The organism is Streptomyces sp. WZ-12, assembly GCF_028898845.1.
GTDB lineage: Bacteria > Actinomycetota > Actinomycetes > Streptomycetales > Streptomycetaceae > Streptomyces.
In genome coordinates this window covers 5,145,738-5,163,762 of sequence record NZ_CP118574.1, presented here as the reverse complement: position 1 = coordinate 5,163,762, position 18,025 = coordinate 5,145,738, and the positions used below count along the sequence as shown (strand labels likewise).

Below are 18,025 nucleotides of genomic sequence, written 5' to 3'. Positions count from 1 at the left end.
CTGCGCGCCCCGAGCACGGCACCGCGGGCCGCCACCCAGCTCCGGCCGCGATCCGCACTCGTCAAGGCCGCGGGTCCCTCGCCCCTCGCGACGGACGGCCGGTCCGACGCGACGGCACCCGGGCCCGGCACACCGGGCCCCCACCCGGCACACCACACGCGCGGCGTGCCGACCCACTGTGGCCTTGACGTCCCCTCACGGCGGCATCGCTCCCCCAAGAGTGATCACCGGACCACGCCACGTCAACACCTGGTCTGGACTAATTCCGCGCCTGGCGAACCGATTCAGCGGCTTACGCCCGATTTGTCGCGGCGCAATGCGGGTCATACGCTCCAAGGTCCGCGCCGGTCGCCATCAGCAGCGCCTGCCCGCGGTCCACCTCGCACCAGATCCGCTTGCCGGCACCCTCGTGCTGCCAACCCCAGCGGTCCGCAAGGCCGTCGACCAACTCCAGCCCGCGGCCGTTGGTGTCCTCGCCGTCGGCGTGCCGCGGCCGCGGCGGACGCGCGCTGGTGTCCACCACCTCGACCCGCACGGTGCCCACCACGGCACCACTGCCCGAGAAGCACAGCCGCACCCGGGCCGACGCACCGGTATGCACCACGGCGTTGGTGACCAGCTCGGAGATCAGCAGGATCAGCGTCTCGGCGAGCGGTTCGTCCGCCCCTATGCCCGATCCCGCGAGCCTCGACCTGGCCCACCGCCGGGCCCGCCCCACTTCCGAGGGGTCGGGCCGCACTTCCAACTGCACCTGAAGCACCTGCACCGCTCACACCATCCGAACCGGCGGAAACATCGCCTCGCGCCTCCACGGAGTCACGGTGCGTGACTCCGGCGAAGCACAGCATGGTTGACGTTCAGTCACCGCAACAACCGCTTCGGGCATATTCCAGCGCAAGGGAGTATGCGTGCGGCATACTGTGCGACGCACAGCGCGGGGAGTCGAACATGGGGGGTCGTCGGGGCCTGGCCCACGGCGAGCGGCGCGCACTCGGGAGCCCGGAGCCATCCGCCGGACAGCACCGCAACTACTGCGCCACAGAACCACTCGCACCCCACGGAGCGTACCCGAGCGTGCCGCTGACTCCCCCCTGCGACGAGTCACGCCAAGGACACAACCCGATATCGACCCCGCATGACAACTTATGCGTGCGGGTTCCGACATTTCGCACCGCGGGTGCCAGAGTCTGACATTGCCGTTCTTGCGACGCTCCGTGAGCAACGACGGGCGCCGGCACGCTCCGTCACTCCCTCACCAAGGCGTCCGCCAGCCGCTCCTCCGCCTCCCGCGCGCCGCCCCAGCTCTCGGCCCTCAACCAGGCCCGTTTGAGGTGCAGATGGGCATCGGCCTCCCAGGTGAAGCCGATCCCGCCGTGCACCTGGAGGCAGTCCCGGGCGTTGCGCACCGCGGCCTCGTCCGCCAACAGCTTGGCGCCCACGGCGTCGAGGGCGTCACCGGTGACCGCCGCCGCATAGACCGCGACCCGGGCCAACTCGGCGCGGACCAGCATCTCCGCGCACAGGTGCTTCACCGCCTGGAACGAGCCGATGGCCGCGCCGAACTGGGTGCGCCGGCGGGCGTGCTCCACGGCCAGCTCCACCGTGCGGGCCGCGCTGCCCAGTTGCTGGGCGGCGGTCAGCAGCGCCGCCTCCCGGCGCAGCCGCGCCGCGTCCAGGCCGGCGAGCGGGGCGGTGCGCGGCGGGTCGAGGACGCGGGCCAGCGGGGTCAGCGGGTCGACGGAGGCGAGCGGGGCACGGCCGACCTCGGCGGGCGCGCAGCGGTAGGCCCGACCGGCACGGCCCGGTTCCCCCGCCTCCAGGAGGACCAACGCGTCGCAGTCGGCCGGGTGTTCCCAGTACACCGGGTCGGCCGCGGCGTCGCACAGGCCGACGACCCGCTCGCCGGTGGCCGCCCCGTCCACCGCCCCCGCCAGCAGCAGCCCGGCCACCAGCGGCCCCGGCAGCAGCGCCCGGCCGGCCTCCTCGAAGACCACGACGGCCTCCGGGAGCCCCAGTCCGACACCGCCGTCGGCCTCCGGCAACCGCAGCGCGAAGAGGCCGGCGGCGGCCAGCTCCCGCCACAGACGACGGTCCAGCGCCGGGGCGTCGACGGCCGCGCGCAGGCGGTCCCGGTCGAAGCGGCCGGCCAGCAGCTCCCGGGTACCGTCCCGCAACGCCCGCTGGTCCGCGTCGAGTTGGAAGCGCACCCACCCCTCACCGCCCCTTCGGCAGGCCGAGTATCCGCTCGGCGACGATGTTCCGCTGGATCTGCGAGGTGCCCGCGGCGATGGTGTACGCCAGGGCGGAGAGCCGGTCGGTGACCCAGGGGTGGTCGGCGTCCAGCGCCCGCCCGCCGAGCACCTCGGCCGCCGCGTCGTAGAGCTCCTGGCGGGCGTGCGAGTAGCGCAGCTTGAAGACCGAGCCGCCGGTGCCCGGGACGCCGCCGGTGTTCCCCCGAGGTCCCGCGTCCGCTCGACCAGGGGGGAGTCCCATGCTCTCGCTGACGTTCCACTGGGTCAGCCGCCACAGCGCGGCGAACTCGGCGTTCAGCCGGCCCAGTCGGCGGCGCAGCACCGCGTCGTCCCAGCGGCCGTTGGCGCGGGCGGCGCGGGCCAGTTCGGCGAGCACCCGGCGGCAGGCCACCACCTCGCCGACGAAGGCGGTGCCGCGCTCGAAGGAGAGCGTCACCATCGTCACCCGCCAGCCGTCGTGCTCGGCACCGATGCGGTGGGCGACCGGAATCCGGACCTCGTCGAGGAAGACCTCGGCGAACTCCGTGGAGCCGGCCAGCGTCCGCAGCGGCCGCACCGTCACTCCGGGCGCGTCCATCGGCATCGCCAACCAACTGATGCCGCGGTGCCGGGGAGCGTCGGGGTCGGTGCGGACGAGCAGTTCGCACCAGTCGGCGACCTCGGCGTGCGAGGTCCAGACCTTGGCGCCGGTCACCACGTAGTCGTCGCCGTCCCGCACCGCCCGGGTGCGCAGCGCGGCCAGGTCGGAGCCGGCGTCCGGCTCGCTGAAGCCCTGGCACCAGATCTCCTCGCCGCGCAGGATCGGCGGCAGCCAGCGGGCCCGCTGGGCGGCGGTGCCCTCGGCGGCGATGGTGGGGCCGGCGTGCAGCAGCCCGACGAAGTTGGCGCCGACGTACGGGGCGCCGGCCCGCTCGGTCTCCTCCAGGAAGATCAGGTGCTGGGTGGGGGTGGCGCCCCGCCCGCCGGCGTCGACCGGCCAGTGCAGCCCGGCGTACCCGGCGTCGTACAACATCCGTTGCCAGGCCGCGTCGTACGCCCGCCGGCCGGGCCAGTCGGTGGCCGCGGGCCCCGGCGGCAGCTTCGGCAGCACCTCGGCGAGCCAGGCCCGCAACCGGGCCCTGAAGGCTTCCTCCTCCTCGGTGTAACTGAGGTCCACTAGCGGTCCCGGTCCCGGTGCCGTGCCGGGGGCCGGGCCGCGCCGCGGTGCGCCGGCCCGCCCGCCCGGTCGTCGACGCCGGTGGCGCCCGGCGGCTCCGTCGACTGCGCCATGGTCTCCCCTCACCCGTGTCGATCGGCCGCACCATCGATCTGATGCAGCGTCAGATCTCTCTGCCGGCCCCAGGCTAGACCCACCCCCCTGGACCGACAAGACATCGGGCCGTACGCTCGGGAGCCGATCTGACGTAGCGTCAGAAACCTGTTGGAGGGCGCCATGACCGGCAGCACCCTGTGGGACCTGGTCGCCTGGCGCGCCGCCCGCACGCCCGACGCCCTCGCCCTCGTCCAGGGCGCTCGGGCCGCCCGGGACGAGCACCGGATCACCTTCGGCGCGCTGCGCGAGCGCGCCGAACGGGTCGCCGCCGGGCTGACCGCGCGCGGCGTCGGGCCCGGCAGCCGGGTCGTCTGGCAACTGCCCACCCGCATCGAGACGGTGCTGATCAGCCTCGCCCTGGCCCGGCTCGGCGCGGTGCAGAGCCCGGTCCTGCCGCTCTACCGCGACCACGAACTGGGCCAGGTGCTGCGCCGCACCCGCGCCGCCTTCGTCCTCGTCCCCGGCGCCCGGCGCGGCGTCGACCCCACCGCGACGGCGCACCGCCTGGCCCGCCAACTGCCCGTACCGCCGGCCGTCATCGAGGCGTACGACCCCCTGCCGGACGGCGACCCGGCCACCCTGCCCCCGCCGCCCACCGACCCCGACGCGCCCCGCTGGATCTACTGGACCTCCGGGACCACCGCCGCCCCGCGCGGCGTGCTGCACACCGACCGCAGCCTGCGCACCGCCGGTGAGTGGCTGGCCGACGCGCTCCGCCTGGGCCCCGCCGACGTCGGCTCGATGGCCTTCCCGTACGCCCATGTCGCCGGCCCCGACTACACCGTGATGCTGCTCCGGCACGGCATCCCGGCCGTCCTGCTGGAGCGCTTCGCGCTGCCCGCCGCCCTCGCCCCCTACCGCCGCCACCGGGTCACCGTCGCCGGCGGCTCCACCGCCTTCTACTCCCTCTTCCTCGCCGAGCAGCGCAAACTCCCCGCCGGCCGGCGGCTGTTGCCGGACCTGCGGCTGCTGGCCGGGGGCGGCGCCCCCATGCCGCCCGCGCTGTACCACGAGGTGGTGGCCGAACTGGGCTGCCAACTCACCCACGGCTACGCCCTCACCGAGGCCCCGATGGTCACCATGGGCGACCCGCGCGACGACGCCGAGCTGCTGGCCACCACCGACGGGCGCCCGCCCGCCGGCATGGAGATCAAGATCGCGCCGGGGACCGGGGAGATACTGCTGCGCGGCCCGGCGGTCTGCCGCGGTTACCTCGACGAGCCCGGGGCGTTCGACGCCGACGGCTTCCTCCGCACCGGCGACACCGGCCGCCTCGCGCCCACCGGCCACCTGGTGCTCACCGGCCGCCTGAAGGACATCATCATCCGCAAGGGCGAGAACGTCTCCGCCCGGGAGGTCGAGGACCTCCTCTACCGGCATCCGGACATCGCCGACGCGGCCGTCATCGGCCTGCCGGACCCGGAACGCGGGGAGCTGGTCTGCGCCGTGGTCGAACAGCCGCCGGGAGCCGAGGCGTTGACCCTCGGCACCGTCGCCTCCCATCTGCTCGCCCAGGGGCTCGCCCGGCACAAGCTGCCGGAGCGGCTGGAGGTGCTGCCGGAACTGCCGCGCGGCGCGACCCTGCGCAAGGTGCTCAAGCAGGAGCTGCGGGAGCGGTTCGGCGGGGCCTAGGGCGTACCCGTGGCGACCCGACCATGCGCTGCGTACCGCTATGTGGGCCGGTAGGAGCTGCTCGCCTCCGAGTACAGCCGGTCCACCTCGGCCCGGCCGGACTCCGGGCCCATGGCCAGGACGACGTGGTAGCGGCCGTCGCGGATCATCGCGAGGTTGCGGGCGTAGACCGGGCGGCCGTCGCCGTCCTTCCAGGTGAAGGTGGCCTCGGCCATCGCCGTCTGCCCCACGTCGATCCGCCGCTGCCCGGATATCTCCGACCAGCTGGCGGCGCGGTAGGCCGCCAACTCGGGCTCGGTGTCCTGCTGGTAGGCCGACGGGTCGGTGCCGAACTGCGCGGTGGCGTCGCGGCCGGGGACCACCAGCAGCTCGTAGCCCCCGCCGGCGTAGCGCACCCGGCCGTGGTCCGTGCCGGGGCGGCGCTGCCAACCCTTGCGCACCGCGATCCGGAACCCGGCGGGGTCCGCGCGGAGTTCGAACCCCGGGGCGACCGTCCCGGGGGCGGTGGTCTGCGGCTCGCCGGAGCCCGGCGTGCGGCCGGCGCCCTTGCCGTCGGTGCCGTCGCCCTGGCCGGGTGAGGGGGCGGGGCTGCTGCCGGGGGCGCCGCCCGAGGTGCCGGAGAGGTCCGCACCCGACGGCCCACCCGCCGCGTCCGCCCCGGACTTGGGCAGGAACACCACGGCGTAGGCGATCCCGGCCACCACCATCAGCAGGATCGCGGCGAGCAGTACCCGCCCCAGACTGCGCGGCGCCCGCGCCCCCCGCTCGCGCGCCCGCTGCGGCACCGGCCCGACCGCGACCTGCCCCAGCAGCTCCGCGGACTCCCGCGTCGGAGCGGCCGAACGCCCACCGGAGAGAGGGGACTTGAGAGAACGGGACGGTGCGGACCGCGGCCGGGGGGCGGTCGCCGCCCGGCCCGCAAAGGCACCCCCCGGCCGTTCCTGACCGCCCCGGAAACGCTTCGTGCGCCCCTGGCGGACCAGTTCGCCCCGGCGGCGGAGGATCGGCAGCCGGCGCGGGTCCGCGGGCCCCTCCAGCGCCGGCAGGGTCACCAGCCGGCGGCCCAGATCGGGCTCCGGCGCCGTCCGCACCAGCGCCCGTAGCCGGCCGCGCAGTTCCTCGGGCGCCGGCCGCCCGGCCGGATCCCGGCACAGCAGCTCCTCGATGACCGGGCGCAGCGCCCCGGCCTCCCCGGCCTCGGCGGGCGGCCGCGCGCCCACCAGCCGGACCAGCTCGGCGGCGCTCTCCTCCGGGAACGGCGGCCGGCCCTGCACCGCGCGGAACAACAGGGCGCCCATCGCCCACAGATCGGCGGCCGGCCCCGCCGGCCCGTCGTCGCCGCCCACCGGCCCGGCCCGCTCCGGCGCCCAGCGCTCGGTGACCGGGCCGACCATCGCCAGCCGCGCCTGGCGGGCCCGCTCGGCGGCGAGCCCGGTCAGCCCCGCGCCCGCCGCGCCGTCGACGGCCGCCTCCCCGCCGCCCACCTTGACCAGCGAAACCACCGCCGCCGCCGGCTCCTTGGGCATCGGGTCGTACCCGCACAGCGCCTCCTGGGCCGCGCCGGCCGCCAGCCCCGTCAGCACCGCCCGGCCGTCGTCACAGACCAGGACCGTGTCGGCGGTGACATTGCGGTGGCTCCAGCCGTGCGCCTGCAGGGCGCGCAGCGCGGTCAGCAGATCGGCGGCGATCTCCGCGGCGCGGTGCGGGCCGAGCGTCCGCCCGTCGAGCAGCGCGGACAGCGGGCGGGCGGGCAGGAGTTCGCCGACGATCCACAGGCCGCCGTCCTGCGCGAAGACGTCGAAGACCTGCTCCAGCAGCGGGTGGTCGGGGAGTTGGGCGGCGGCCGTGGCGGCCCAGAGGGCGCGGCGGACGGCCGGGTCCCGGGGGGTGCGGTCGGCGCCCGCCGGACCGCCCGGGCCGCCGAACGCCCCGCGGCCACCGCCGCCGAAGCCGTCCTGCGCCCGCCCGTCCGTGAACGCGCCATCCGGGAACCGGCCGTCCGTGAACTCCCCGTCCGCGGCCGGCACCTCGGCCTCCACCACCTCCGGCAGCGGCACCTGCCGGACGGCCACGGCCTGCCCGCTGTAGGTGTCGAACGCCCGGAGCGGGCCGGTGTGCCCGGCGAACGCCTCGCCGTGGGAGGCCTCGTCACCGGGCGGCGCCGACAGGCGGTAGCGCTCGGCGAGCAGGCGCCCCTGAACCCCGGACGGCGAGGGGTACGCCCCCCTCGGATGCTGCTCCACGACGCGCCTCCCCTCAGCGTGCGCCGCCCCGGCCGCTGTGCGATGCGGACCGGCGCTGGACTTCTCACGATACGGCGCGGCACTGACAGTTGAGCCCGCCGGGCCGCGCCGCGCGCAGGCGTCCGCCCCGCGGCGGGGAGGCGGGCCCGCGGACGAGCGCGCCGGCACTGCGGTCGGCCCGACAAGGAGTCAGGCGTGCGGAGGATCAGTCCGACAGGGGCTCAGCCCGGCACGGTGTCGGCCCGGCGCAGGGACTGCCCGGCACGAGCTCAGTCCTGCACCGCGAAGGTACGGAACGCGGTGTCGCGCAACTGCCGGCACTCCGCGCCGTCCCAGGCGTCCGCCTTGCAGGTGACCATGATGGCGAAGCCGTGCTGGTCGTCGGCGCGGAAGCCGCGGTTGAGGACCCGCACGTCCTCGCCGCCCTGGTGGCGGGTGAACGACCAGTCCGCGACGGTCGGATAGCCGCGCCAGTCCACCGACTTGATGCCGAGCAGGTGGTAGGAGTCGCTGGAGCTGGCCACGTTGGGCTCCAGGGCGCGCCAGGACGCCGCGGCGTCCTTGCCCGGTGAGTCGTTGAAGTCGACCTGGACGCGCGGGAAGCCGCCGGAGGCGCTGTAGATGGCGCCGGAGTTCGTCCCGGCGGTGGCGGTCTGCTTGAAGCCCTTGGGCATCGCCATCTTGAAGTGGAAGCCGCCGTTGGCGACCTGCGCGTAGCCGTCCGGGAGCGCCGCCCCGTCCTTCTTCCCGGCGCCGGGCTTGCCGTCCTGGCCGCCCGGCGTCCGGCCGCCGGGCGTGCCCGGGCCGTCGGTGCCCGCGTCCTTGCTGGCCGCGGCGGACTCCGTCGCGGGCGTGCTCGCGGCCGCCGACGCGCCGCTCTTCTTGGCGGTGCCGCCGTCGTCGCCGCTGAACGCCAGGGCCAGCAGCGTCCCGAGGACGACGACGACCACGACCACCCCGACGATCAGCGTGCGGCGTGGGACGACATCGGTCACCGACGCGCGCGGCGGAGCGGGACGACCGTCCCCGTCACCGGGTCTGGACTCCGAACGCACCGCGGCCGCGGCGTTCCGCACCGACGTCAGCGCGGCGCGCACCCGCTCCTTGGCGGCGTCGGCGTCGAACCCGGTACGGGCCGGAGCGCCGTTCGCCGGCGCCTTCCCGGCGGTCCCTCGCGTCGCGGCCGGCCCCTCGGCGGACTCTCGCACCGCCGCCGCACGGGCCGAACCGCCGTCCGTCCGCGCCCCGTTCGGCGCGTGCGCCTCCTGTGCGGCCTCCGCCGCCGCGCCGGCCGCCGCGGCAGCCCCGGCCGCCGGCCTCGCCTTCGGCTTCTTCGGCGCCCGGGACTTGGCCGCGCCCTTGACGGGCTTGGTGGCCTTGGCGGCCGACCGCTCCGCGGGATCGGCCGGCACCGTGGGCAGCGCCATCGCCCGGGTCGCGTCCGCCGGCGGCTCCGGCTTGGGCTCCGGGGCGTGGATGACCTCCAGCAGCAGCGCCCGCGCCGCCGCCTCGTCCAGCCGGCCCGCCGGGTCCTTCACCAACAGGCCGTAGATCACGTCCTCCAGCGGCCCGGCGCTCTTGGGCGGCTCGACCGGCTCGGTCATCACCGCGGTGAGGGTGGCGATCGCCGACCCCTTGTCGTACGGCGGGGAGCCCTCGACGCAGGCGTACAGCAGGCCGCCCAGGGACCACAGGTCGGCCGGCGGGCCGGGCTTCTGCCCGCGGGCCCGCTCCGGCGAGATGTACGAGGGCGCGCCGACCAGCATGCCGGTCGACGTCACCGACGGGTCGCCCTCGACCTGGGCGATGCCGAAGTCGGTGAGCACGACCCGGCCGTCGTCGGAGATCAGCACGTTGGACGGCTTCACGTCGCGGTGCAGGATGCCCTGGCCGTGGGCGGCACGCAGCACGTCGAGCACCGCCAGACCCACCTCGGCGGCGCGGCGCGGCGTGAGCGCACCGTCGTCGCGGATGACCTCGGCCAGCGAGCGGCCCTCGACCAGCTCCATCACGATCCACGGCCGGTCGTCCTCGTCGACCACGTCGTAGACCGTCACCGCGCCGTTGTTGCGGATCCGGGCGATCGCCTTGGCCTCGCGCAGGGTGCGGGTGATCAGGCGGCGCTTCTCGTCCTCCTCGACCCCGCCGGGGAAGCGCAGTTCCTTGACCGCGACCGTGCGGCCCAGCACCTCGTCACCGGCCCGCCAGACGGTGCCCATGCCGCCCCGGCCGAGAACATCGGCGAGCCGGTACCGGCCGGCGAGCAGCCTGCCCTCCTTGCCGTCCATCTCGACCTCGTCGCCCACTGAATCCCCTCTGCAATCCAGCCGAGTTGGCACTCTCGATTCTCCATCGATCGCCAAACTGGCCCAACTCGGACAACCCACCCTGGCAGAGCCTTCATTCTCCCTCATCCACAGCCGTGCGGAAGGCCCGGGTGGATTCGGGAGGCCGTCACACACCCGTCATGATGGCCCCGACGACGGGAGTTCTTTTTGCCCCTCAGCCCCGCCCCGCGCACCGCCGCGCGGGCCGCCCTGTCTGCCCTGGCCGCCCTGGGCCTGACGGCGTGTTCGAGCATTCCCTTCACCTCCGTTCCGTCCCCGGGGGCCGCGCCGTCGCCGGCCGCGGCGACGGCCGCGCTGCACCGCCTGGTCGCCGACGGCGCCCCCGGCGCGGCCTCGTTGGTCACCCGGGGCGGCCGCCTGTCCGCGTCCCGGTTCGCCGCGGCCGGCGTCGCCGATCTGCGCAACGGCCGGAAGATGCGCCGGCCGGACCACTTCCGGGCGGGCAGCCTCACCAAGACCCTCATCGCCACGGTGGTCCTGCAACTCGTCGGCGAGGGCCAACTGTCGCTGGACGGCCGGGCCGCCGACCACCTGCCGCCCGGCGTGCCGCGCTCGGGACCGCACGACGGGAGCGATCTGCGCCGGGTGACGGTCCGCCAACTGCTCGACCACACGAGCGGCCTGTTCAACTACACCGACGACCCCCGCCTCGCCACCCAGCTGTCCGGCACCGGCTTCCCCGCCCACCGCTACGACCACTACACCGCGACCGAGCTGCTGCGGATCGCGCTCGCCCACCCCCCGACCGCCGCCCCCGGCACCGCCTACGCCTACTCCAACACCAACTACCTGGTCCTCGGCCTGGTCATCCGGGCCGTCACCGGGCACCCGTACGCCGAGGAGGTACGCCGCCGCATCCTGGTCCCGTACGGCCTGCGCGACACCTCGTTCCCCGGCAACAGCCCCGCGCTGCCCACCCCGCACGGGCGCGGCTACTCCCGGATCGACGGCCGCCGGGTGGACAGCACCGCCTTCGACCCCAGCCGGGCCGGCGCCGCCGGCGAGATGATCACCACCCTCGGCGACCTCAACCGGTTCTTCGCCGCGCTGCTCGGCGGCAGGCTCCTGGCGCCCCGCCAGATGTCCGAACTGCGCAGCGAGAAGGCCACCGACGGCGCCTACGGCATGGGCCTCTACGCCACCCACCTGCCCTGCGGCGTGACGGTCTGGGGCCACAACGGCGACATCAGCGGCTCCTACGCGCAGACCGCCGGCACCGCCGACGGCCGGCACCTGGTCAGCTACCGGGTCAACACCGACGCCCCGGCCAGCCACACCGACGGCACCGCCGTCCTGACCGCCGAGTTCTGCCCGCCCCGCACCGCCCGGACCCGCCACTCCTGAGAAACCGCCCGCTACGACAGCGGCACGATGTCCGGCGCGCCCAACCGGGCCGCATCCGCCGTCAGATCGTCCGGCTGACGCTGCGACTCGCGCTCCGCCTCCACCCGCTTCTGGTAGTGCGCGACCTCCTTCTCGATCTGCGCGCTGTCCCACCCCAGGGCCGGCGCCATCAGCTCGGCGGCCTCCCGGGCGCTGCGGGTGCCGCGGTCGAAGGTCTCGATGGAGATCCGGGTGCGCCGGGTCAGCACGTCGTCGAGGTGCCGGGCGCCCTCGTGCGTGCAGGCGTAGACGACCTCGGCGCGCAGGTAGTCGTCGGCGGCGGCCAGCGGCCGGCCCAACGTGGGGTCGGCCACCACCAGTTGCAACAGCTCCTCGGCCAGCGAGCCGTAGCGGTTCAGCAGATGCTCTATGCGGGCCACGTGCAACCCGGTGCGGGCCGCGATCCGGGCCCGCGCGTTCCACAGCGCCCGGTAGCCCTCCGCGCCGGCCAGCGGCACGTCCTCGGTGACGCACTCCGCGACCCGGGCGTCCAGCCCGTGCACCGCCTCGTCCACCGCGTCCTTGGCCATCACCCGGTACGTGGTGTACTTGCCGCCCGCGATGACCACCAGACCGGGCACCGGGTGCGCGACGGTGTGTTCCCGCGACAGCTTGCTGGTGGCGTCCGACTCACCGGCCAACAACGGCCGCAGCCCGGCGTAGACGCCCTGCACGTCGTCCCGGGTCAACGGCGTGGCCAGCACCGTGTTCACGTGCTCCAGCAGGTAGTCGATGTCGGCGCTGGAGGCCGCCGGGTGCGCCTTGTCCAGGTCCCAGTCGGTGTCCGTGGTGCCGATGATCCAGTGCCGCCCCCAGGGGATGACGAACAGCACGCTCTTCTCCGTGCGCAGGATCAGCCCGGTCGTCGAGTGGATCCGGTCCTTGGGGACGACCAGGTGGATGCCCTTGGAGGCGCGGACGTGGAACTGACCGCGCTCCCCGATGAGCGCCTGGGTGTCATCGGTCCACACGCCGGTCGCGTTGACGATCTGTCGGGCCCGGATCTCGTGCTCCGCCCCGCTCTCGACGTCCTGCACCCGCGCGCCGACCACCCGCTCGCCCTCACGCAGGAACCCCACCACCCGTGCCCGGTTGGCGACTTGGGCCCCGTAGGCGGCCGCGGTCCGCACCAGGGTGGTGACGTAGCGCGCGTCGTCCATCTGCGCGTCGTAGTACTGCAACGCGCCCACCAGCGCGTCCTTCTTCAGGCAGGGCGCCACCCGCAGCGCCCGGCGGTGCGAGAGGTGCCGGTGGACGGGCAGCCCCCGGCCGTGCCCGGAGGAGACCGACATCCCGTCGTACAACGCCACCCCGGAGCCCGCGTAGAGGCGCTCCCAGCCCCGGTGCTGCAGCGGATACAGGAACGGCACCGGCTTGACCAGATGCGGCGCCAGCCGCTGGAGCAGCAGCCCGCGCTCCTTCAACGCCTCCCGCACCAGCGCGAAGTCCAACATCTCCAAGTACCGCAGGCCGCCGTGGATGAGCTTGCTCGACCGGCTGGAGGTGCCCGACGCCCAGTCCCGGGCCTCGACGAGCCCGGTGTCCAGCCCGCGGGTCGCGGCGTCCAGCGCCGTACCGGCACCGACGACCCCGCCGCCGACCACCAGGACGTCCAGTTCTCGCTCCGCCATCTGGGTGAGTGCCTTGGCGCGCTGCGCCGGTCCGAGTGTCGCTGTCTTCACCACTGCCTCCCGCTGTGATTCGGAGCCGGACCCCCGTCCGTCGATTCTGTCCGCGCCTGGTTCCGGCAACCACCGTCCGCTCGTGGTGGCAACACCCGGCCACCTTGGTCCACCAATACCCATTCTGGGTCAAATATCCGCTTAGTCTACTTATGACCTTTTGGTATCCGGCCCGCCCTCCCGCCGGACCGGACGCCGGGAGGCCACCGCGCAGGGACCTGAAACCATCGCTCGGGAAGGACGGCCGCAGCATGCCCGCAGACCTCGCCGTCATCGGACTCGGACACCTGGGTCTCCCCCTCGCCCAGGCCGCCACCGCCGCCGGCCTGGCCACCCTCGGCTACGACCCCGACCCCCGCGCGGCCGCCCTGGCCGGCGCCGGCGGCCCGCTCTCCGCCGCCGAGATCCGCCGCCTGCTCGCCGCCGGCTTCCGCACCACCACCGACCCCGCCACCCTCGGCCGGGTCCGCACCGCCGTCCTGTGCGCCCCCACCCCGCCCGACGAGGACCGCACCCCGGACCTGACCGCCCTCGCCGAGGCCGCCCGCACCCTGGCCGCCCGACTGCGCCCGCACACCACCGTCATCCTGGAATCGGCCGGACACCCGGGCACCACCGAGGAGTTCCTGCGCCCGCTGCTGGAGGCCGGCTCCGGCCTCACCGCCGGCCGCGACTTCCACCTCGCCTGCTCCCCCGCCCGCCACGACCCCGGCAACCGCACCCACCTCTACCGCAACACCCCCAAGGTCATCGGCGGCCTCACCCCCGCCTGCACCGAGGCCGCCGCCGCCTTCTACGGCCGCCTCACCGACAAGGTCGTCCGCGCCCGCGGCCCCCGCGAGGCCGAGACCGCCCACCTGCTGGAGACCAACTACCGGCACATCAACATCGCCCTGATGAACGAGATGGCGGTCTACTGCCACGAGATCGGCGTCGACCTGTGGGACGTCATCCGCTGCGCCGAGACCAAGCCGTTCGGCTTCCAGTCCTTCCGCCCCGGCCCCGGCGTCGGCGGCCACGCCGCCCCCCTCCACCCCAACCACCCCGCCACCCAAGGCAGTTCGCCCCGCTCACCGCTCCGCATGGTGGAACTCGCCCAGGAGATCAACGGCCGGATGCCCGCCTACGTCATCCAGCGCTGCACCACCCTCCTCAACGAACACGGCAAGTCCGCCCGCGGCGCCCGCATCCTGCTCCTCGGCGTCACCTACAAGCCCGACCTCGCCGACCTCACCGGCACCCCCGCCCACGAGGTCGCCGCCCGCCTCCGCCGCCTCGGCGCCCACCTCAGCTACCACGACCCCCACGTCCCCCACTGGGACGTCGCCGGCCGCCCCGTCCCCCGCGCCGACTCCCTCTACGAGGCCGCCTCCGCCGCCGACCTGACGGTGCTCCTCCAGCCCCACCGCACCTACGACCTCCAGGGCCTGGCCGTCAAAGCCCAACTCCTCCTGGACACCCGAGGCGCCACCCCCACCGGCGCCGCCCACCGCCTCTGACACCCACACCGGGGCGCCAACGACGAAGCCCGGCCGCGCAACGCGCAGCCGGGCTTTCACCTCTCCCCCACCCCAACACCCCTTCGCCGAAGGCGAGAAGAGCAACCCCGGCGGCGGGAGAGCCGAAATCGTGGGGCGACTACCGCCGCGGAGCGACGGTCACCTCAACCCGCTGGAACTCCTTGAGCTCCGAGTACCCCGTCGTCGCCATCGCCCGCCGCAACGCCCCGAAGAAGTTCATCGTCCCGTCCGGCGTCGTCGACGGCCCGCACAGGATCTCCTCCGTCGTGCCGACCGCACCGAGGTCGACCCGCTTGCCGCGCGGCACGTCCTCGTGGACCGCCTCCATGCCCCAGTGGTGGCCGCGGCCCGGCGCGTCCGTCGCCCGCGCCAGCGGCGAGCCCATCATCACCGCGTCCGCGCCACAGGCGATCGCCTTCGGCAGGTCGCCGGAGTAGCCCACGCCACCGTCGGCGATCACGTGCACGTACCGGCCGCCGGACTCGTCCATGTAGTCCCGGCGGGCCGCCGCGACGTCGGCCACCGCGGTCGCCATCGGCACCTGGATGCCCAGCACGTTCCGCGTCGTGTGCGCGGCCCCGCCGCCGAAGCCGACCAGCACGCCCGCCGCGCCGGTCCGCATCAGGTGCAGCGCCGCGGTGTACGTCGCGCAACCGCCGACGATCACCGGCACGTCCAGCTCGTAGATGAACTGCTTGAGGTTCAGCGGCTCGGCGGCGCTGGAGACGTGCTCGGCGGAGACCGTCGTCCCGCGGATCACGAAGATGTCCACGCCCGCGTCCACGACCGCCTTGGAGAACTGCGCGGTGCGCTGCGGGGAGAGCGCCGCGGCGGTGACCACACCGGCCTCGCGCACCTCCTTGATCCGCTGCCCGATCAGCTCCTCCTTGATCGGCGCGGCGTAGATCTCCTGGAGCCGCTTGGTGGCGGTGGCGCCGTCCAGCTCCGCGATCTCCGCCAGCAGCGGCTCGGGGTCCTCGTAACGGGTCCACAGCCCTTCGAGGTTGAGCACGCCGAGGCCGCCCAGCTCACCGATGCGGATCGCGGTCTGCGGCGAGACCACCGAGTCCATTGGAGCCGCCAGGAACGGCAGCTCGAAGCGGTAGGCATCGATCTGCCAGGCGATCGAGACCTCCTTCGGGTCGCGGGTGCGCCGACTGGGTACCACGGCGATGTCGTCGAACGCGTATGCCCGGCGGCCGCGCTTGCCGCGCCCGATCTCGATCTCAGTCACTGGTTCTGCCTTCCTACGGATACGCCCCCAGTATCCCCGACGGGGAAGACTGGGGGCGCATCCGGCCGCTACTCCCTTACGGAGAGCCGTTCAGCTCCGCGCGTAGTTCGGGGCCTCGGTGACCATCTGGACGTCGTGCGGGTGGCTCTCCTTCAGGCCCGCCGCGGTGATCCGCACGAACTGGCCCTTCTCCTTGAGCTCGGGGATGTCCGCGGAGCCCACGTAGCCCATGGAGGCCCGCAGACCGCCGACGAGCTGGTGCGCGACCGACGACAGCGGACCGCGGTAGGGCACCTGGCCCTCGATGCCCTCCGGCACCAACTTGTCCTCGGACAGCACGTTGTCCTGGAAGTAGCGGTCCTTCGAGAACGACCGCGCCTGACCGCGGGACTGCATCGCGCCCAGCGAGCCCATGCCCCGGTACGACTTGAACTGCTTGCCGTTGACGAAGACCATCTCGCCCGGCGACTCCTCGCAGCCGGCCAGCAGCGAGCCCAGCATCACGGTGTCCGCGCCCGCCGCGATCGCCTTCGCGATGTCGCCGGAGAACTGCAGACCGCCGTCGCCGATCAGCGGCACGTCCGCCGAGTGGCACGCCTTCGCGGCCTCGTAGATCGCGGTGACCTGCGGGACGCCGATGCCGGCGACCACCCGCGTGGTGCAGATCGAACCGGGGCCGACGCCGACCTTCACGCCGTCCACACCCGCGTCGATCAGCGCCTGGGCGCCGTCGCGGGTGGCGACGTTGCCGCCGACGACATCGACGTTGATGTTGGACTTGACCTTGGCGATCATGTCGAGGATGCCCCGGCTGTGACCGTGCGCACTGTCGATGACCAGGAAGTCCGCGCCCGCCTCGACCAGCGCCTGCGCCCGGTCGTACGCCGCGTCGCCGACGCCCACCGCGGCGCCGACGATCAGCCGGCCCTCGGCGTCCTTGGCCGCGTTCGGGTACTTCTCCGCCTTCACGAAGTCCTTGACCGTGATCAGGCCCTTGAGCACGCCCGCGTCGTCGACCAGCGGCAGCTTCTCGATCTTGTGGCGGCGCAGCAGCTCGATGGCGTCCTCGCCGGAGATGCCGACCTTGCCGGTGACCAGCGGCATCGGCGTCATGACCTCGCGGACCTGACGGCTGCGGTCCATCTCGAAGGCCATGTCGCGGTTGGTCACGATGCCCAGCAGCTTGCCCGCGGCGTCGGTGACCGGCACCCCGCTGATCCGGAACTTCGCGCAGAGCGCGTCCGCCTCCGTCAGCGGCGCGTCCGGCCGGACCGTGATCGGGTCGGTGACCATGCCGGACTCGGAGCGCTTGACCAGGTCGACCTGGTTGGCCTGGTCCTCGATCGACAGGTTGCGGTGCAGCACGCCCGCGCCACCCTGCCGCGCCATGGCGATCGCCATCCGCGCCTCGGTGACCTTGTCCATGGCGGCCGAGAGCAGCGGGATGTTCACCCGGACGTTCCGCGAGACGCGGGACGCGGTGTCCACGGCGTTCGGCAGCACCTCCGAGGCACCGGGCAGCAGCAGCACATCGTCGTACGTCAGCCCGAGCATGGCGAATTTGGCGGGCATACCCTCGACGTTGTCACTCATGACACCTTCCCCAATGCTCTTGCCTCAGCGCGGACTCCCATGCTAACGGCCTTGTGGAGTGTCCTAACCCACGAGCAATGAGGGGCTCATCACCCGTACGTTCCTACGGCGACTTCCCGCCGCGCGACGGCAACGCCCACCAGGAAATACGGCCCCGCGCCCACCGCGGCCTACTGCTCGGCCAGCGCCCGCAGCCTGCTCAGCGCCCGGTGTTGGGCGACCCGCACCGCGCCCGGCGACATCCCCAGCATCTGCCCGGTCTCCTCCGCCGTCAGCCCCACCGCCACCCGCAACAGCACCAGCTCCCGCTGGTGCTCGGGCAGATTGGCCAACAGCTTCTTGGCCCACTCGGCGTCGCTGCTCAGCAGCGCCCGCTCCTCGGGGCCCAGCGAATCGTCCGGCTGCTCGGGCATCTCGTCCGACGGCACCGCCGTGCTGCCCGGGTGCCGCATCGCGGCCCGCTGCAGATCGGCGACCTTGTGACCGGCGATGGCGAAGACGAACGCCTCGAAGGGCTTCCCGGTGTCGCGGTAGCGGGGCAGTGCGCACAGCACCGCGACACAGACCTCCTGCGCCAGGTCCTCGACGAAGTGCCGGGCGTCGCCGGGCAGCCGGGAGAGCCGGGTGCGGCAGTAGCGCAGGGCGAGTGGATGCACGTGGGCCAGCAGGTCATGGGTGGCCTGCCGGTCTCCTTCGACGGCGCGTGCGACGAGAGCGCCGATCTCCTGCTTCCCGTCATCGCGCATCGGACCATGGTGCCTTGACGCCACGCGATCCGCGGCATCAGGTCCACGCTTGTGCACTGAAGCGTTATGCGCGGCAGGTG

General features: G+C 74.1%; 12 protein-coding genes. 3 read left to right on the top strand and 9 right to left on the bottom strand.

The window, feature by feature from the left end; translation table 11 throughout:
* Window positions 1-292 precede the first annotated feature (292 nt).
* The 3 genes from PV796_RS22425 to PV796_RS22415 all read right to left on the bottom strand — a co-directional run bounded on the left by PV796_RS22425 (window position 293) and on the right by PV796_RS22415 (window position 3,408).
* Window positions 293-766 (bottom strand): ATP-binding protein, encoded by a 474-nt coding sequence (locus PV796_RS22425; RefSeq protein ID WP_274915124.1) that lies wholly within the window; start codon window positions 764-766, stop codon window positions 293-295.
* Between the two features lie 478 nt (window positions 767-1,244).
* Complete coding sequence (locus PV796_RS22420) at window positions 1,245-2,207, bottom strand: acyl-CoA dehydrogenase family protein (protein WP_274915123.1); 963 nt, start codon at window positions 2,205-2,207, stop codon at window positions 1,245-1,247.
* Between the two features lie 7 nt (window positions 2,208-2,214).
* On the bottom strand, window positions 2,215-3,408 hold the full coding sequence (locus PV796_RS22415; protein ID WP_274915122.1) for an acyl-CoA dehydrogenase family protein: 1,194 nt from the start codon (window positions 3,406-3,408) through the stop codon (window positions 2,215-2,217).
* 276 nt (window positions 3,409-3,684) lie between these two features.
* Between PV796_RS22415 and PV796_RS22410 the strand changes: the two genes are divergently transcribed.
* Window positions 3,685-5,196, top strand: a complete 1,512-nt coding sequence (locus tag PV796_RS22410) for a class I adenylate-forming enzyme family protein (protein WP_274915121.1) — start codon at window positions 3,685-3,687, stop codon at window positions 5,194-5,196.
* A 38-nt stretch (window positions 5,197-5,234) separates the two neighbouring features.
* On the opposite strand, the gene PV796_RS22405 is transcribed toward PV796_RS22410, so the two are convergent.
* A complete protein-coding gene (locus PV796_RS22405; protein WP_274915120.1) occupies window positions 5,235-7,439 on the bottom strand; it encodes a hypothetical protein in 2,205 nt (734 codons plus the stop codon).
* A 269-nt stretch (window positions 7,440-7,708) separates the two neighbouring features.
* Window positions 7,709-9,745: a serine/threonine-protein kinase gene (locus tag PV796_RS22400; protein WP_274915119.1), complete on the bottom strand. Its 2,037-nt coding sequence runs from the start codon at window positions 9,743-9,745 to the stop codon at window positions 7,709-7,711.
* 189 nt (window positions 9,746-9,934) lie between these two features.
* On the opposite strand from PV796_RS22400, the gene PV796_RS22395 reads away from it, so the two are divergent.
* On the top strand, window positions 9,935-11,131 hold the full coding sequence (locus PV796_RS22395) for a serine hydrolase domain-containing protein (RefSeq protein ID WP_274915118.1): 1,197 nt from the start codon (window positions 9,935-9,937) through the stop codon (window positions 11,129-11,131).
* 11 nt (window positions 11,132-11,142) lie between these two features.
* Here the strand turns inward: PV796_RS22395 and PV796_RS22390 are convergent, their stop codons facing one another.
* Window positions 11,143-12,852, bottom strand: coding sequence for a glycerol-3-phosphate dehydrogenase/oxidase (locus tag PV796_RS22390; RefSeq protein ID WP_274915117.1), 1,710 nt, complete (start codon window positions 12,850-12,852; stop codon window positions 11,143-11,145).
* A gap of 251 nt (window positions 12,853-13,103) precedes the next feature.
* Here PV796_RS22390 and PV796_RS22385 point away from each other — a divergent pair, with 251 nt between their 5' ends.
* A complete protein-coding gene (locus PV796_RS22385; RefSeq protein WP_274915116.1) occupies window positions 13,104-14,351 on the top strand; it encodes a nucleotide sugar dehydrogenase in 1,248 nt (415 codons plus the stop codon).
* Between the two features lie 139 nt (window positions 14,352-14,490).
* Here PV796_RS22385 and PV796_RS22380 read toward each other — a convergent pair whose 3' ends face one another.
* The 3 genes from PV796_RS22380 to PV796_RS22370 form a co-directional block, all read right to left on the bottom strand.
* Window positions 14,491-15,606 carry a GuaB3 family IMP dehydrogenase-related protein gene (locus PV796_RS22380; RefSeq protein WP_039635462.1) on the bottom strand — a complete coding sequence of 372 codons (1,116 nt, stop codon included), beginning with the start codon at window positions 15,604-15,606 and terminating at the stop codon, window positions 14,491-14,493.
* 90 nt (window positions 15,607-15,696) lie between these two features.
* Window positions 15,697-17,199 carry an IMP dehydrogenase gene (gene guaB / locus PV796_RS22375; protein ID WP_274915115.1) on the bottom strand — a complete coding sequence of 501 codons (1,503 nt, stop codon included), beginning with the start codon at window positions 17,197-17,199 and terminating at the stop codon, window positions 15,697-15,699.
* Between the two features lie 170 nt (window positions 17,200-17,369).
* Entirely contained in the window at window positions 17,370-17,945 is a 576-nt protein-coding gene (locus PV796_RS22370; RefSeq protein ID WP_274915114.1) for a sigma-70 family RNA polymerase sigma factor, read from the bottom strand.
* Between the last annotated feature and the right edge of the window lie 80 nt (window positions 17,946-18,025).

What these genes read in the sequence shown, in the direction of transcription:
- PV796_RS22410 (WP_274915121.1), top strand. Translation starts at nt 3,685, where the DNA reads ATGACCGGCAGCACCCTGTGGGACCTGGTCGCCTGGCGCGCCGCCCGC.
- PV796_RS22370 (WP_274915114.1), bottom strand. Translation starts at nt 17,945, where the DNA reads ATGCGCGATGACGGGAAGCAGGAGATCGGCGCTCTCGTCGCACGCGCC.
- guaB (WP_274915115.1), bottom strand. Translation starts at nt 17,199, where the DNA reads ATGAGTGACAACGTCGAGGGTATGCCCGCCAAATTCGCCATGCTCGGG.
- PV796_RS22385 (WP_274915116.1), top strand. Translation starts at nt 13,104, where the DNA reads ATGCCCGCAGACCTCGCCGTCATCGGACTCGGACACCTGGGTCTCCCC.